Origin of the sequence: Actinoplanes sp. NPDC051346 (assembly GCF_040682215.1) — a bacterium.
Classification (GTDB): Bacteria; Actinomycetota; Actinomycetes; order Mycobacteriales; family Micromonosporaceae; genus Actinoplanes.
Genome location: NZ_JBFBAJ010000016.1, coordinates 95699 through 111071 on the forward strand (window position 1 = coordinate 95699; position 15373 = coordinate 111071).

Here is a 15373-nt window from a genome sequence, read left to right on the forward strand (position 1 = left end):
GACTATGGCCGGGTGCGATCTCCCCGGCGCTTGCTCCCGCTGCTCGGCTGGTGCGCGGCCACGCTGACCAGCGTGGCGCTGGCCTCGGTGGCGATGTTGCCGGTGCTGCGCACGGCGACCGCGGACGAAAGCGCGCTGGTTTCGGTCGATCAGCTCCGTGACTCGGGCGAGTTTTCGCCGCCCGCTTCGCCCGCGCCGACGACCGCCGCGCCCACGTCGCCTTCCGCCGGCCCCAGCCCGTCACGCACGGCGACGCCGGCACCGACCAGGAGCTCCACGCCCCCGCCGCCGGCCAAGACCACCACGACCACCACGAACAAGGACGGTTGGACGGTCACCACCGACGGCGATGACCGTACGTTCCTACGTTCCTTCCGGGTTGAGGGCGGCCAGGCCGTGGTCCGCGCGTCGGACGGGGTCGTCAAGCTGGTCACGGCGACGCCGAGCGACGGCTTCGCGGTGGCGACCGTGCAGAACTCGCCGGACAACCTCGCGGTCTACTTCAACGAGGTCAATCACAGCTTCATCGTGCACGTGGTCTGGAAGGACGACGAGCCCTTCGCGGAAGTGAGTGAGATCGGCTCGTGACGGTAATTGTTGATCGGCCCCCCGCGACCCGGCGCGAGCTCGGCTTCGAGGTCGGCGTCGTCCTGCTGCTCTCGCTGGGCCAGTCGGCCGTGTACTCGGTCGTGTCCCTCGTCGCGAAGCTCACCGCCGGGAAACCGCTGTCGCAGCAGACCGCCACGCTCAATCCGTCGCAGTCGCCGCGGCCGTACCTCGATCTCACGTACCAATTGCTCGGGATCTTCTTCGCGCTGGTGCCGGTCGTGCTGGCGCTGTATCTGCTGCACCGGGACCGGTTGTCGCCGGTCCGCACGCTCGGCCTCGACGGGCGCCGGCCGGGCGCCGACCTCGGGTGGGGCACCGCCCTTGCCGCCTGCATCGGCCTCCCCGGCCTGCTGCTGGTCTTCGCGGCGGCCCAGCTCGGGCTGAACGCGCAGATCATCCCGGCGGCACTGAATCCGGTCTGGTGGGCGGTGCCGGTGTTGATCATGGCCGCTCTGCAGAACGCGATCCTCGAGGAGGTGATCGTCGTCGGCTACCTGATGACCCGACTGCGCGCCTTCGGCTGGCGCGTGTGGTGGATCGTGGGGACCAGCGCGGTTCTGCGCGGGTCGTACCACCTCTATCAGGGCTTCGGGGCGTTCGTCGGCAACGCGGTGATGGGCGTGGTCTTCTCGCTGTACTTCCTGCGCCGGGGCCGGGTGATGCCGCTGATCGTGGCGCACGGCCTGCTCGACATCGCGGCCTTCGTCGGTTACACGCTGCTGCCCAAGGACTGGCTCGACTGGCTCTGAGGCCTGCCGCTCAATTTTTTCCGGGCCGTGTCGATCTGTACGACGTGGCATTGCTCAAGCGTGTGCGGACCGTTCTGTCCCAGATGACCATCGCCCGGGCCCTGCGTACCGGCTTCAACGTCATCATCGTGTTGCTGGTGGTCTCGGCGGTCGTTTCCGCGGCCTTCCTCCTCCAGGCGACCAGCCGGGTGGGCGATCTGGCCAAGACGGGCATGCCCGCGATGCGCATCACCGGCGAGATCGACGGCCTGATGAACAAGTACCGCAAGGAGCAGTGGGAGTACCTGGCCCTGCCCCTCGACGACGAGGAGACGCGCAAGGACACCCTCGACGGGATGGCGGAGGAGGACGCCGACGTCAAGGCCCTCATCGCGGAGTTCCGCGCGCTGTCGACGAGTGACGACACCCGCGCCGCCCTCGACCGCTACGAGGCGCACTGGACGGAATACATCAAGGTCACCGCCGCCGAGATCGGGCTCGCCGACCTCGGCAGGGAACAGGAGGCCCGCGACACCTTCGACGCCGGCCCGGGCGACGAGCACTGGGACGGCCTCAAGGAGAACCTCGGAGCGCTGCGCGATCAGCAGACCACCGAGTCGGCGGCCTCCAGCAAGGACGCGGACCGCCAGGCGATCATCGCCTTCGCGGCCCTCGCGGTGCTGCTCGTCGCGGCCGTGGCCATGTCGCTGATCGTGCGGCGCACGCTGACGCGGCGCATCGAGGATGGGCTCGAGCAGGTCGCCGTCGCCGCCCGCGGCATCGCCCGGGGCGATCTCGACCAGCGGGTACGGGTCGAGGCCGACGACGAGGTGGCCAAGGTCGCCGCCGCGTTCGACGACATGGTCGCCTACCTCAACGCCAAGGCCGAGGTCTCCCAGCGCATGGCGGCCGGGGATCTGGCGGTCGCGGCCCCGCCGGCGTCGTCCGGCGACCGGCTCGGCAACGCCTTCAACGAGATGATCGACAGCCTGAACACCTCCGTACGCCAGGTGCACCGTTCCGTCGGCGACCTCGACCAGGCCTCCGCGGAGCTGGGCGGCTCGTCCGACGACATCCGGGCGGCGGCGCAGGAGGTGGTGAACAACGCCGAACGTCAGGTCGAGCTGCTCAGCGCGGCCCAGCAGGCGGCACAGCAGACGTCCGGCTACGTCGACGAGGGCGTCGACACGGTCACCAACCTGACGCGGGTCATGCGTGACCTGGACGACAAGGCCGCCCGCATCGGCGGCATCGTCGACGCCATCACCCGCATCGCCGGCCAGACGAACCTGCTGGCGCTGAACGCCTCGATCGAGGCGGCCCGCGCCGGCGCCCACGGCGCCGGGTTCGCCGTCGTCGCGAACGAGGTGCGCAACCTGGCGGAGGAGAGCGGCGAGGCCGCCAAGACGATCGCGGCGCTGGTCGCCGAGATCCAACAGACCAGCGCGGAGGCGGTCACCGTGGTCGACGCCGAGGCGCGGGGTGCCTTCGAGCGCATCGCCGGCGGCACCGCGGAACTGCACTCGGCGCTGGAGGCCGTCGGCTCGTTCGCGGGCGCGAACCGGGGCTCCACCGAGCGGATGGCGGCCGCCACCACGACCGCCGCCCAGTCGGTGCAGCAGCTGACGGCCACGGCGTCCGACCTGCGTGAGGTGGCGGGCCAGTTCACCGTACGGGAGGGCTGACGTCCCGTTAGCCTGACCGAAAGGGGCGATTTGCCGGCTCCCGGAGGGGCGTGCGATGACCAACTTCCGGCCCGCGCTGGTGCACGCGCAGTCGTGGTGGTTCGCCGCCCTGCTCGCCCGGCGCCATCCGGACCTCATGCTGCTGGAGACGCATCCCCGTGAGGGTGCGGACGACTGTCTCGACCTGCACGACGCCGCCGCGGCCGTCGATCGGCAGCCGTACGTGAGCATCAACCGGTCCGGAACCCTGTGGTTCCCTCGCACCGGCGCGAACCCGTGGCCGATCGACAGGTTGTTCACCGAGCAGCCGGAAGGGCTCGTCGAGCAGGCGGAGAGCGCCTGCGCCCTGACATCGCCGGACAGCCCGCCGGACACGACGCCCCGCACGCTGGTGTACCGCGCGGTGGCGGCGCTGACCGGGATCACGGCCAACGACAGAAGGCCCTGGGAGGTCCGCGACCCGTCGCTGATCCCGAGCAGCCGGGACGACTTCTACGCCCGGTTCCCGCTGGCGGCCGAGCGGGCCCGCGAGCATCTGCTGTACGTGATCCGGCGCGCGGACGAGACGATCGGCGCCGTGGACACCGACGGATACGCGTACGTCGGCCGGGGATGCCACTATCTGCCCGAGGTCCATCAGCAGCACGCCCGCCACCTGTATCGCACGGTCACGGCCGTGTTCGGCAGCCTGCTCCTGTAACCCTTCACCCATGATCCCTGAGACGTCTCAGGGTCGGCGGCTCCGGGGCGATCGCGGGTCGAACCCCGATGTTCCCAGCCACCACACTGCCTAGTTTCAGCTGTGACCCAGGAATCGAGCGGGGAGAGCAGCATGAGCAGGCGACCGGTTACAGTCCGACTAGCACGATGGAGCGCGGAGCATCCCTGGCGCGCGGTGGCGATCTGGATGGTGTTCGTCGCGGTGTGCTTCTTCGGCGGAAGCGCCGCCGGCCTGCAGGAACCCACGGCGAAGGACCAGGCCGTCGGCGAATCCGGGCGGGCCGGTGTCATCGTCGAGGAGGGCAGGTTCGCCGACGAGCCCGCCGTCGACAACGTGCTCATCACCGCGCGCTCCGGCGCCCTCGACCAACGAGCCGCCGGCGACGCGGCCAAGGCCGCCGCGACCCAGCTCCGCGCCGTGCCCGGGGTGGCGAGCGTCGGCGAGGCCCTTCCCGCTCGCGACGGCTCCGCGCTGCTGGTGCCGATCACGATGACCGGCGACCCCGGCACAGCCTCCGACCGGGTGGAACCGTTGCGCGCCGCCACCGCGAAGGTTCAGGAGCAATATCCGGGCCTGCGGGTCGAGCAGGTCGGCGGCCCGTCGATCGGCCAGGCTCTCGACGACACGCTCGGCAAGGACTTCGAGCGGGCCGAGTTGCTCAGCCTGCCGGTGACCCTGGTGATCCTGATCATCGCGTTCGGCGCGCTCATCGCCGCCGGCATCCCCGTGCTGCTGGCCCTGTCGTCGGTGGCCGCCGCGATCGGCTTGTCGACGCTGGCGTCGCACCTGGTGCCGTCCGACGAAGCCACCTCCAGCGTCATCCTGCTGATCGGCATGGCGGTCGGCATCGACTACTCGCTCTTCTACATCCGCCGCGAGCGTGAGGAACGCGCCAAGGGTCGCAATCATCTCGACGCCGTGGAGATCGCCGCCGAGACCTCCGGACACGCGGTCGTGGTCTCCGGCATGGCGGTCATCATCGCCATGGCCGGGCTGTTCCTGGCGAACGACGCCACCTTCTCCTCACTGGCCGTGGGCTCCATCCTCGTCGTCGCCGTCACGGTGATCGGGTCGCTGACCGTCCTGCCGGCCCTGCTCGCCAAGCTGGGCCGCTGGGTGGACCGGCCGCGGGTGCCGCTGCTGTGGCGTCTCGCCGAGCGGCGCACCGCCGCCGACGGCTCTGTCAAGCCGAGCCGCTTCTGGTCGGTGGCACTGCGCCCCGCCCTGCGCTTCCCGCTGCCGACCCTGGTGGTCAGCGTCGGCGTGCTGCTCGCGTTGGCCGCCCCCGCGCTGGGGATGCAGCTCAAGCTCCCGGGCACCGAGGACCTTCCGCGTACGACGCCCGCCATGCAGGCTTACGACCGGCTGACGGCGGCGTACCCGAGCAACGGCACCCAGCACTTCGTGGCCGTGCAGGCGCCGGCCGACCAGGCCGCGACGGTCAAGGCCGCCATGACGCGGCTGGCGGCGAGCGCCAACGGCGACCGGCTGTTCGCCGCGGCGGAGCAGGACGGCCCGGACATCGAGGTCTCCCCGGACGGACGCGTGACAGTGTTGTCCCTGGCCACGCCCTTCAACACCCACAGCGACGAGGCGATGGACTCGCTGCACCGGCTCCGCGACGACCTGGTCCCGGCGGCGCTGGGCGCTCTGAGCGGCGACGTCTCGTACGCGGTCGGCGGCGACGTCGCGGAGAACGAGGACTTCGCCGCCCATGTGTGGGACAAGCTGCCCCTGGTCGTCGGCTTCGTCCTGCTGCTGACGTTCCTCGTGATGGCGTGGACGTTCCGCTCGGTGGTGGTGGCCCTGACCTCGATCGTGCTGAACCTGCTGTCGGCCGGCGCGGCGTACGGACTGCTGGTCCTGGTCTTCCAGAAGACCTGGGCCGAGGGCATCCTGGACTTCACGTCGATGGGCGCCATCGTGACCTGGCTGCCACTGTTCCTGTTCGTGGTGCTGTTCGGGCTGTCGATGGACTACCACGTCTTCGTGGTGAGCCGGATCCGCGAGGCGGTTCTGCGGGGCGTGCCGAACCGCGAGGCGGTCGCCGAGGGCATCACCGGCTCGGCGGGCGTGGTGACCAGCGCCGCCATCGTGATGGTCGCGGTCTTCTCGATCTTCGCCACGCTGTCCACGATCGACATGAAGCAGCTCGGCGTGGGCCTGGCGGCGGCGATCCTGTTGGACGCGACCCTCATCCGGGCGGTCGTGCTGCCGGCACTGATGACGCTGCTCGGCCCGGCGAACTGGTGGGCGCCGCGCCTGCTCCTCCGACGGGGCAGGCACGCCGCGGACGGTCCGGCCGCCCGCACCGATGTGGAGGCGGACGACGAGACGGCGCCGGAACTGATCGGCGCCAAGTAATCGCGACAACGAGCCGGCCGGGACCCGTCGGGTCCCGGCCGGTTCAGATCAGCCCTTCGCGCACCGCGTACGCGACCGCGTGCGTGCGATTACGCAGCTGAAACCGGCTGGTGATGTCGTGCAGCACGTTCTTGACGGTCCGCTCCGAGTAGCTCAGCCGGGTCGCCACCTCCCGGGTGTCCATCCCGTCCGCGACGAGCCGGAGAATTTCGCTCTCCCGCGCCGACAGCCCGTTCGCGTCGATGCCTCGCGGCGTGAGCACCCGTTGCTGCAACCGGGTCACCTGTTTCACCAGTCGCCCCAGCACCTCCGGGGGCATCGCCGCGCCGCCCGAGGCGGTGCTGACGACGAGCTGCGCCAGCCGGTGGCCGGTCGCCTCGGCGCGGGAGGCGAGCGCCCGCACGCCGAGCTCGACGGCGGGTATCAGGGCCGCGTCCGATTCGACCTCGGCGATCAGCACGAATCGGCGGCAGCCCAACCGGCGAACGGCCTTGAGGGCGTCGAGGGTGGTGTCGTCCAGCGTGGCGGCGGCCACCACGCCGACGGTCTCGGCGGTGATCATCGCCTCTGCCACCACCGCTATGTCATTTCGGCCGCGAAGTGCCGCGGTTATGCCGGCCGTGGAGATCGGATCAGCGGTACTGATGTAGGCCTGCGCGCGTCCCATCATGGCGGTTCCTTAGCTACTGAACGTATCGTGCTGAGCGAGGGCTCACGTGGTGGCGTCGACGGGCCCCGGGAGGCTGATGGAGCCCGGGTGGATCCCTGACGAACGTGGCGGTTGTCCCACCACACTGGATGGTCCGGCGGAAGGGTGGCGACCGGCCCATCGCACTATGGTACGGATCACATCGGCTGACGGACTGGAGGTCAACTGGACGGTCGAATATCGATGAACATAACTTGAATAGCCGCGTTGACCTCCTCTAATGTGTCGCCAAGGCATGGCGATCGAGCAAGGGCACCGGCAGATACCGGCAGAACCCGGCACGCGGATGCTCCCCCGCCGCGACCCGGCGATCCGGCATCGAAGATCATGATCTCCCTCCGGCGGCGCCGGCAGTATGTGCTGGCGGCAACGGCGGGTTGATCGCCTAGCCTTTGACGGGAGTCCGGTGTTGGCCGACCACGGCGGTGAGATCCGACTTTGCCGGCTGCGTGCCGGGCTGACGCAGGAGCAACTGGCGCAGCGGGCGGGCATCAGCGTCCGGGCGGTCCGCGACATCGAGCAGGGCCGGGTCCGCAGCCCCCGCGCCGAATCGCTGCGGCGCATCGCCGAGGCGCTCGGCCTGCCCGGCTGGGAAACGCCGACCGCGGAACAGCCCCGCGTCACCCCCGCGGAGCCCGCACTGCGCATCGACATCCTCGGGCCGCTGAGCATCCGGTTCGGAGCGGAACCGGTCGCGCTCGGCTCGGGCCGCCAACGGATGCTGCTCGGGCTGCTCGCCCTGCATCCGGGAGGGATCGTGTCCCGGCGCGAGATCGTGGACGTGCTCTGGGGCCACAACCCGCCCGACAGCTGCCACAACCTCGTGCACACCCATGTGGCCCGGCTCCGCCGGGTGCTGGCCCGGGCCGACGGTGACGTCACGACCATCGCGCACGTCGGCGGCGGGTACCGGTTGCGGATAGACCCCGAGCAGCTGGACCTGACCCGTTCCATCGCCCTGATCGAGCACGCCGAGGGCGGCGCCGGCGGCGACCTGGCGACCCTCGAGCGGCTGGCGGAAGCCCTCGCCCTCTGGCGCGGTCCGGTCCTGGCCGATCTGGCACCGGCCCTGGCCCAGCACCCGACCGCGGCCGCCCTGAACCGGCGCCGGATAGCCACCGCCGTCAGCTACGCCGGCCTCGCCGCCGACCTGGGCTTTCCCGACCGCGCGGTCCGCGAACTGCACGCGGTAGCCGGCCATGAACCCCTGCACGAGCAGCTGCATGGCCGGCTGATGCTGGCGCTCGCCGCGTGCGGGCAGCAGGCTCAGGCGCTGACGCTGTATCAACGGCTGCGCGACCGGCTCGCCGACCAACTCGGCGTGGAACCCGGCGTGGAGCTGCGCGAGGCGCACCTGCGGATCCTGCGCCAGGACCTGCCCGGCGCCACCCCGCGTGCCGGCGGTCCGTCGCTGGTCATCGGCGGGGAGGCGGCCGTGCTTCGGGGCATGCCGGCACCGGCGCCCCGGGTTCTCGAACACCGGCCGCCGGCGCAGCTTCCCGCCAACGTCGCGTACTTCACCGGCCGGGCCGGCCAACTGGACCTGCTCGACGCGATGCTGGCCGAGGCGGACGTGACCAGCGGCCCGATCATCATCGTCACCGGCATGGCCGGCGTCGGCAAGACCGCCCTGGCCGTGCACTGGGCCCACCGGGCCCGGCGTCGCTTTCCCGACGGCCAGCTGTACATCAACCTGCGGGGTTACTCGACCTCCAGCCCGGTCCGGGCGGGAGAGGCCCTCGCCGGATTTCTGCGCGCCCTCGGCGTGCCGGCCGAACAGGTGCCGGTCGATCCGGAACAGGCCGCCGCGCTGTTCCGTACGATGCTGGACGGCCGCCGCATGCTGGTGGTCCTGGACAACGCCGCCACGGCCGAGCAGGTGCGCCCGCTGTTGCCGGGCACGCCGGGCTGCCTGGCGATGATCACCAGCCGGGACCGGCTCAGCGGGCTGATCGCGGTCGACGGCGCCCGCCGGATCGATCTGGACGTGCTGACCGAGGTCGAGGCGAGCACGCTGCTGACCCGCATCATCCCCACCGACCGGGTCGCGAAAGAATCCACCGAGATCGCCGAACTGGCCGAGGTGTGCGCGCGGCTGCCGCTGGCCCTGCGGATCGCGGCCGCCAACCTGATCGACCATCCCGGCCGGCCGATCCGGTCGCACACGGCCCGGCTGACCGCCGGAAACCAGCTCACCGGCCTGCGCGTCGAGGGGGACGACCAGTCCGCCGTACGCGCGGAATTCGATCTGTCGTACGCCGCACTGACCCCCTCGACCCGGCGACTCTTCCGACTGTTGGGGCCTGCGCCGTGGGCGGATCTCACCGTGCCCGCCGCGGCGGCACTCGTCGGCATCGACGAGACGACGGCCGCCGGCGGGCTGGACCGGCTCGCCGCCGCGCACCTGCTCCAGCAACTCGGGACCGCCCGTTACACCTTCCACGACCTGCTGCGCATCTACGCCGTCGAGCGGGCCACAGTGGAGGATTTGCCGGCGGAGCTGCACGCGGCGACCCGCCGCCTCTACCTGTGGTGCCAGGCGCGCACCGCGGCGGCCGCGGCCGCCATCTACCCGCACATGGTGCGGCTGCCGCCCACCGACGATGTCCCCGCATCGACCCCGTTCTCCTCCGCCACCGAAGCGCTGGCCTGGCTGGAGGCCGAACACACCAACCTGGTCCGGGTCGTCGCGCACGCCGCCGACCACGGCGCCGACCCCGCGGCCTGGCGGATTTCGGACGCGCTGCGCGGCTATTACCACTTCCGACCGGACAGCGACGGGTACGCGGCCGCGACCACCGCGCTGCGCGCCGCCCAGCTCGCCGGCGACCACGCGGGCGAGGCCGCGGGACGCCTCGGGCTGGCCAGCCTGCACCTGCGCCGCAGCGAGTACGAAGCGGCGCTCGCACACGGCACCGAGATGATCGACGCGGCGGTCCGGGCCCGGTGGCCCGAGGGCGAGGCCGCCGGGTACGGCACCTGCGGCCTGGTGCACCTGAAGGCCGGTCGGCTGGCCGAGGGAGCGCGCATGACCCGGCGGGCCGCGAACATCCAGCAGCGGCTCGACACACCCGTCTGCCTCAGCACCAGCCTGTGCAACCTCGGAGTGATCTATCGCGAGATGGGGCGCCTGCGCGAGGCCGACGCGGTTCTCACCCATGGTCTGGCGCTGACCCGCAGCACCGGGATGCGGATGAGCAGCGGCATCATCCTGACCAACCTGGGCGAGATCCAGCACGCCCTGGGACGGCACGAGCTGGCCCGGCGCAGCCTGCACGAGGCCCTGGAGATCAGCCGGCAGTCCAACCACCGCCCGACCGAGATGGAAAGCTTCCGGCGGCTGGCGGCGCTGCACGTCCACGATGGAGACCTGGACAAGGCGGCCGAGCTGACCACCCTCGCGCTGGCCCTGGCCGAGCAGGTCCATGATTCCGCCCAGCAGGCCGCCGCCCGCAACATGCGCGGCACCATCCACCTGCGACAGGGCGACGACGACGCCGCGGCCCGGCAGCATCGGCACGCGCTCGACCTCGCCCGCGCCGCCGGGAACCGCCGCGACGAGGCGATCTCCCTGATCGGGCTGGCCGAGGCCCAGTGCCGCCACGATCCGGCGCAGGCCCTCACCCTGGCCGGGCAGGCCCGAGCGATCGCCCGAACCGTCGGCTACCGGGTGTGGGAGGGGCACGCGCTGGTGGCCACGGCCGAAGCCCTGCGCGGCACCGATCCGGAGGCCGCGGCACGCACGGCCGGCGAGGCACTGGCGATCCATCGGGAAACCGGTCACCAGTTCGGCCGGATCCGCGCCCTACGGCTGCTGGCCGAGGTCGGCGGGGCCGCCGGTGCCGGCCCGGCGCTCGGCCGGGACACGGCCGAGCGGCCGGCGAACCTCCGCCGGCCCCGCGCCGGCGTCCGACCCCCGATCAGCCCGTGACTCACTCCTGGGCGAAGAATTCGAACTCGCTGACCGCCACGTCGGTGCCCTTCTGGGCCCGGAACACGTCCGTGATCTCGATCTGCACGCTCGTCACGCCCTCCGCCGCGTCCAGCGTCAGGGTCTGCGGGTCCCCGGTGTCCTCGATGGTCAGTGTGTCGGACTGGTTCGTCGAGTAGACCAGGTGCAGCTTGGCCGGCCGATGGTGTTCGGTGAACTTCTCGGCCGTGCCGGCGGTGACGATGAGCCGCTTGAGATCCACCTTGCCGCCGAAGCGCAGGGTGATGAAGGGCCGCTCCTTAGCCCAACGCACCTGCCAGTGCGTGTTGCGGTACTGGTCGACGGCGAGGTCCGACCCGTGACCCCGGACCGAGGCGCCACCGATCACCTCCACCGGCCGGACCGCCACGAAGCGCGGATTGATCTTCCGGTCCACCCAGTCCCGCGCATGGGTCACCGGCCCGGCGACCGCGTCGTTCACCCGTAGGCGCAGCGGCGGATAGACCAGATATGCGATGCCGATCGCGAAGAGCAACACCGCGGCGACCGCGTTCGACCGGCGATAGATGGTCTGCAGTACGCCGAAGAATCCGCCGGAGGCGCCGCCGCCCCTGGTCCCGGGCCTGGTGCCCGCATCGGTCACCTTGGGGCCGCGGCGTGGCAGCAGCCGCTGCCACCAGCGCCGGCGGGCGACTTCGGCGGCGCTCAGGGAATCGCCACACCGGCTGCAGAATCGGCGGGTGGGCGGATTGCCCTCGCCGCACCCGCCGCAGATCAGGTCGCCCGGCTGCAACCGGCGACTGGGTGGCCGGCGGCCGGCGGTGACCGGCCGGGGTCGTATCGCCTGTGGGACAACCTCGTCGGGTCCTGTCGTCGCGGCTGAGGCTCTGGTGGCGGCCCGGTCCGGCGCGACCAAGGGACTGGTACGCGGCGCGGCCAACACCTCGCGCCGCGGCGTCCCGGGCCCGGCGGGCGAGGACGGGGTGGGCTTCGGCAGAGCCGCAGGCACGGCACCCGGACGCGCCGGCGGCGCACCTGCGGACACGGCACCCGGACGCGCCGGCGGCGCACCTGCGGGCACGGCACCCGAGCGGGCAGGCGGCGCGGGTGGAGCCGGACGCGTCGGCGGCGCCCCGGGCGACGCGGGTGCACGCGTCGATGCCGCTCCCGGCCGGGGCGGCGGGGGCGGGGGCGGCACGCGACCCGGGGGCGCGGCCACGGCCGCACCGGCCGAAGCTCCGGGGCCGGACGCGGCGGACAACCCGGGAGGTGCGCCCGGCGGCGGGGGCCGATTCCCAGGCAGGCTCCCCGGTGCGCCAGCCCCGGGCAGACCCGGACGGGCCGGCACGCCAGGCGGACCCGGACGGGCCGGCACGCCAGGCGGACCCGGACGCCCCGCCGCGCCAGGTGGACCCGGACGGGGCGGCACGCCAGGCGGACCCGGACGGGCCGGTGCACCGGGCGGACCCGGACGGCCACTTCCGGGAGGGCCGCCGGAACCCCCCAAGCTGACCGGGGCGTCGTCGGCCGTTGCGCCGCCCGAGGAGGGCGCCATGACACTGACGAGGCGTTGGAACAGGCCGGATCGTGGCCGCGGGTCCGGCGCCGCCTCCGCCGCGGGCACCTCCGCGATCTTCGGCGTGGTCTTCTCCCCGGTCCACTCCAGGAAGCTGCCGCAGGAACCACAGAAGGTATCCGGGTCGCCGTTGTGGTTTCCGCACTCACGACAAATGATCAAGACCAAACACCTCCAGGGTCGTCGTCACGTGGGGCGGCACGACCGAGCGGGTCAGCGCCTCGAGGGCGTGCGGGGACATCCGCCCGGGCTCCGCCACCCGGACCCGCACGTGCACCACCGCCGGGCCGGATTCGAGTGACGTCGGCCGGGTCGACCAGGACACGTCCGTGGAGTCGTCGATCTCCACCTCGCCGCCGGTGGCCAGCTCGAGCACCCGGCGCAGACCGGCGGTCGTGCCGCGCAGCCGATGGGCGTCGGCCGCGCCGGCCACCATCGCCCGCTGCCGTTCCAGCGGCCAGTTCTCGTCCAGGTGCGCACCCACCCACTCCCCGAGCCAGAGCAGAAAGTCCGGTGGCGCCAGCCACGGATCCAGGTACGCGTCGAGGCAGTCCAGCGTGGACACCACCGGGGCCACGACCTCGTCGAGACCCTGCGTCCAGCGCACCAGCAGGTCGTCTTCCTGCAAGGGCGCGGGCAGAAAACCGGCGATCGGATACGGCATCGGCACGTCGGCCAGGCCTCGCATCAGTGCTCCTCCACCCGCAGCTGGTGGTCGAAGGAGAAGACGAGGCTGTCCGGCTCCAGGTCGATCCGGACGGCTTCGGCGCCCCGCTCGCCGGTCACCGGGTTGGCGCTGAAGAGCCGCAGGTCCTCCACCAGCTCCACGCCGCGCACCCGTTGCACCACGGCGAACAGTTCGCCCGCCTGCACCGGCCGCCCGAACGGCCAGCCCCGCCCGTCCGGCCCACCGCCGGCGAGCGGGCTGAGGAAGCCGTACAGGGCGGCCAGGCCCTCCTGGCGGACCCGGTCGACCCGGACCCGGGACCGGGCGACCACCCGGGCCACCACCGTCACGCCCCGGTAGCGCGGCGGTCCGACGACCACCCGGGTGCCGATCAGCCTCGTCTCGTCCAGCCGTGCGGCCACCCGGGCCAGGCTCGTCTCGGCCGGGACCAGATCCTCCAACCGCAGCCGGCCGTCCTCGGTGGGGGCCGCCGGCACCACCATGATCCGGGCCACCGGCGGGCCGTCCGCGGTGCCGGCGACGCAGCGGACCCGGGCCAGCTCGGGAGCGGCCTCGCGGGCGAGCACCTCGTGGTCCTCGGCGGTCACCGCCCTGCCGCGGCTGCGCAGGGTCAGCGGTCCCCGGCGGCGGGCCTCGTCGAGGGTCTCGCCGTCCACCCCGCCGGTGGCCGGCCTCAGGTTCTCCACTCCGGCCACGAACGGGATCGACGTACGCAGGGCGCTGACCGCCCCGGCGCCGACGTTGCCCCTGGCTCCGCCGCCGACGGCGTACCGACGCAACCGCAGCCGCCGCCCCCGGGCCGGAGCCGCGCCGTAACGGCGCAGCGTACCGTCGGATTGCCGGACGGCCGGGCCGAGCACGACCTCGCCGGCGACCCCGTCGAGCAGGAAATGGGTGTCCTCCGGGCCGCTCTCGGCGAAGTGGGTGACCGGCGACCACTGCTCCCAGCCGTCCTCGGAGCTGACCTCCAGCACCGGGTCGCCGAGTCCGACCAGCACCGGCGCCCGGGACAGGGCGAAGCGCTGTCCGGGCACACCCTCCGAGTCGCCGAGCTCCTCCTCGTCGACCAGGTCGGCGTGCACCGCGGCGGTGGTGCCGCCTACGGTGTTGGCGGCCAGGCCGAGGATCTGCGGCGAGGAGCTGTATCCGGGCTGGCCCTCGTCCGGTGTGATCACCCGGGCCCGCAGCCATCCGGCGAGGACGCCGTCGACCAGGGTGGTCTGATGTCCCTCGGGCACGTGCAGCACCATCGCCCCGGAGCGGTTCAGCGCACTGGTCTCGTCGAGGCCAACCTCGCAGGCGAGCCACCCGGCGGGGCCGCCCGCCTCCCACCGCAGCGGCGGATGCCGCGGGTTGACGCCGACCCCGTCCACCCGGCCCTCGAATTCCAGCCGGACCGCGCAGCCGCCGACGGCCCGGTCGAGGCCGACCAGCAGTTCGTCGCCGGGTTGCGGCACGGCGGAGAAGGCGGCCACCGGGCCACCGCGTTCCAGGGAGCCGAGCTGGTCGGTGATCCCGTCGGCGGTACGTACCCGCAGGTGGGACAGGGCGCAGGGGGGCACCATCAGGTCGGCCAGGGTGGCGAAGACCAACGGCTCCTCGCTGTCGCCGACGGTCACCGCCCGGGTGCCCGCAGGGATGAGCTGGGTGGCCCGGGCCGGGGTCGACAGCCAGAAGGTCAGCGCGGTCCGGGCCGCCGTGGGCGGCACGAGGCGCACCCCGATCAGCTCCAGGAATTTGACGTAGAGCCGGTCCGGCACCCGGTTCAGCCGATAGATGAGCTGGTCGGTCATCGACGCGAAGGTCTCGATGAGGGTGACGCCCGGATCGGCCGGGTGCAGATCGGTCCACTCCGGACAGCGGTCGGCGATCAACCGCCGGGCGTCGCCGACCAGGTCGTCGAAGCTCCGGTCGTCAAGGTCGGGGGCGGGCAGAGCCATCAGCCGAGCACCCCGGCCACGGCCCGGTCACCGGCCAGCGTCTGCAGGCTGAGCTGGAGGTTTCCCTGGTCATCGGCGCCGCGTACCCGATAACGGATGTCGATGTGCAGCAGCCCGTCACGGTCCGGGTCCTCGGTGACGGCGACGTCGTCGATCTCGGCCCTGGTCTCCCAGCGCTCCAGCGCCGAGCGCACCTCCACCGCCGCCGCCTGCCGGGTCCGGCCGCTGGTCGGTTCGAAGACGAAGTCCCGCAGCCGGGAGCCGAACTCCGGCCGCATCGGCCGCTCCCCCGGATAGGTCGCCAGGATCAGGCACATGGTCTGCTCCAGCAGGGCCGTTCCGCTGATCATGGCGAGCCGGCCGTTGGACTGTACGCGCAGGGGAAAGGCACACCCGGTGCCGATGACGTCGGCCTGCATGGC

General features: G+C 72.4%; 12 protein-coding genes. 7 read left to right on the forward strand and 5 right to left on the reverse strand.

The window, feature by feature from the left end:
- Positions 1-12 precede the first annotated feature (12 nt).
- The 5 genes from AB0M36_RS31950 (at position 13) to AB0M36_RS31970 (ending at position 6107) form a co-directional block, all read left to right on the forward strand.
- The gene (locus tag AB0M36_RS31950; RefSeq protein WP_364165178.1) at positions 13-588 is read left to right on the forward strand and encodes a DNA mismatch repair protein MutL; all 576 of its coding nucleotides are present in this window, start codon (positions 13-15) and stop codon (positions 586-588) included.
- On the forward strand, positions 585-1358 hold the full coding sequence (locus AB0M36_RS31955; protein WP_364165180.1) for a type II CAAX endopeptidase family protein: 774 nt from the start codon (positions 585-587) through the stop codon (positions 1356-1358). The genes AB0M36_RS31950 and AB0M36_RS31955 overlap by 4 nt, the downstream gene beginning before the upstream one ends.
- Before the next feature lie 83 nt (positions 1359-1441).
- The gene (locus AB0M36_RS31960; protein ID WP_364165182.1) at positions 1442-3022 is read left to right on the forward strand and encodes a methyl-accepting chemotaxis protein; all 1581 of its coding nucleotides are present in this window, start codon (positions 1442-1444) and stop codon (positions 3020-3022) included.
- A gap of 55 nt (positions 3023-3077) precedes the next feature.
- Complete coding sequence (locus tag AB0M36_RS31965; RefSeq protein WP_364165184.1) at positions 3078-3722, forward strand: hypothetical protein; 645 nt, start codon at positions 3078-3080, stop codon at positions 3720-3722.
- 132 nt (positions 3723-3854) lie between these two features.
- A complete protein-coding gene (locus AB0M36_RS31970; protein ID WP_364165186.1) occupies positions 3855-6107 on the forward strand; it encodes an MMPL family transporter in 2253 nt (750 codons plus the stop codon).
- A 43-nt stretch (positions 6108-6150) separates the two neighbouring features.
- Here AB0M36_RS31970 and AB0M36_RS31975 read toward each other — a convergent pair whose 3' ends face one another.
- Positions 6151-6681, reverse strand: a complete 531-nt coding sequence (locus AB0M36_RS31975; protein WP_364165189.1) for a response regulator transcription factor — start codon at positions 6679-6681, stop codon at positions 6151-6153.
- A 541-nt stretch (positions 6682-7222) separates the two neighbouring features.
- Here AB0M36_RS31975 and AB0M36_RS31980 point away from each other — a divergent pair.
- Positions 7223-10747 (forward strand): BTAD domain-containing putative transcriptional regulator, encoded by a 3525-nt coding sequence (locus tag AB0M36_RS31980; protein WP_364165191.1) that lies wholly within the window; start codon positions 7223-7225, stop codon positions 10745-10747.
- A 1-nt stretch (position 10748) separates the two neighbouring features.
- Here AB0M36_RS31980 and AB0M36_RS31985 read toward each other — a convergent pair whose 3' ends face one another.
- On the reverse strand, positions 10749-11540 hold the full coding sequence (locus AB0M36_RS31985; protein WP_364165194.1) for a zinc ribbon domain-containing protein: 792 nt from the start codon (positions 11538-11540) through the stop codon (positions 10749-10751).
- A gap of 518 nt (positions 11541-12058) precedes the next feature.
- Here AB0M36_RS31985 and AB0M36_RS31990 point away from each other — a divergent pair.
- On the forward strand, positions 12059-12259 hold the full coding sequence (locus AB0M36_RS31990) for a hypothetical protein (RefSeq protein WP_364165197.1): 201 nt from the start codon (positions 12059-12061) through the stop codon (positions 12257-12259).
- Positions 12260-12468: 209 nt separating this feature from the next.
- Here the strand turns inward: AB0M36_RS31990 and AB0M36_RS31995 are convergent, their stop codons facing one another.
- The 3 genes from AB0M36_RS31995 to AB0M36_RS32005 are packed head-to-tail and all read right to left on the reverse strand — an operon-like array spanning position 12469 to position 15370.
- Positions 12469-13011, reverse strand: a complete 543-nt coding sequence (locus tag AB0M36_RS31995) for a phage tail protein (protein ID WP_364165199.1) — start codon at positions 13009-13011, stop codon at positions 12469-12471.
- A complete protein-coding gene (locus tag AB0M36_RS32000) occupies positions 13011-14951 on the reverse strand; it encodes a putative baseplate assembly protein (RefSeq protein ID WP_364165201.1) in 1941 nt (646 codons plus the stop codon). The genes AB0M36_RS31995 and AB0M36_RS32000 overlap by 1 nt, the downstream gene beginning before the upstream one ends.
- The gene (locus AB0M36_RS32005) at positions 14951-15370 is read right to left on the reverse strand and encodes a GPW/gp25 family protein (protein ID WP_364165204.1); all 420 of its coding nucleotides are present in this window, start codon (positions 15368-15370) and stop codon (positions 14951-14953) included. Before AB0M36_RS32005 ends, AB0M36_RS32000 begins: the two co-directional genes overlap by 1 nt.
- Positions 15371-15373 lie beyond the last annotated feature (3 nt).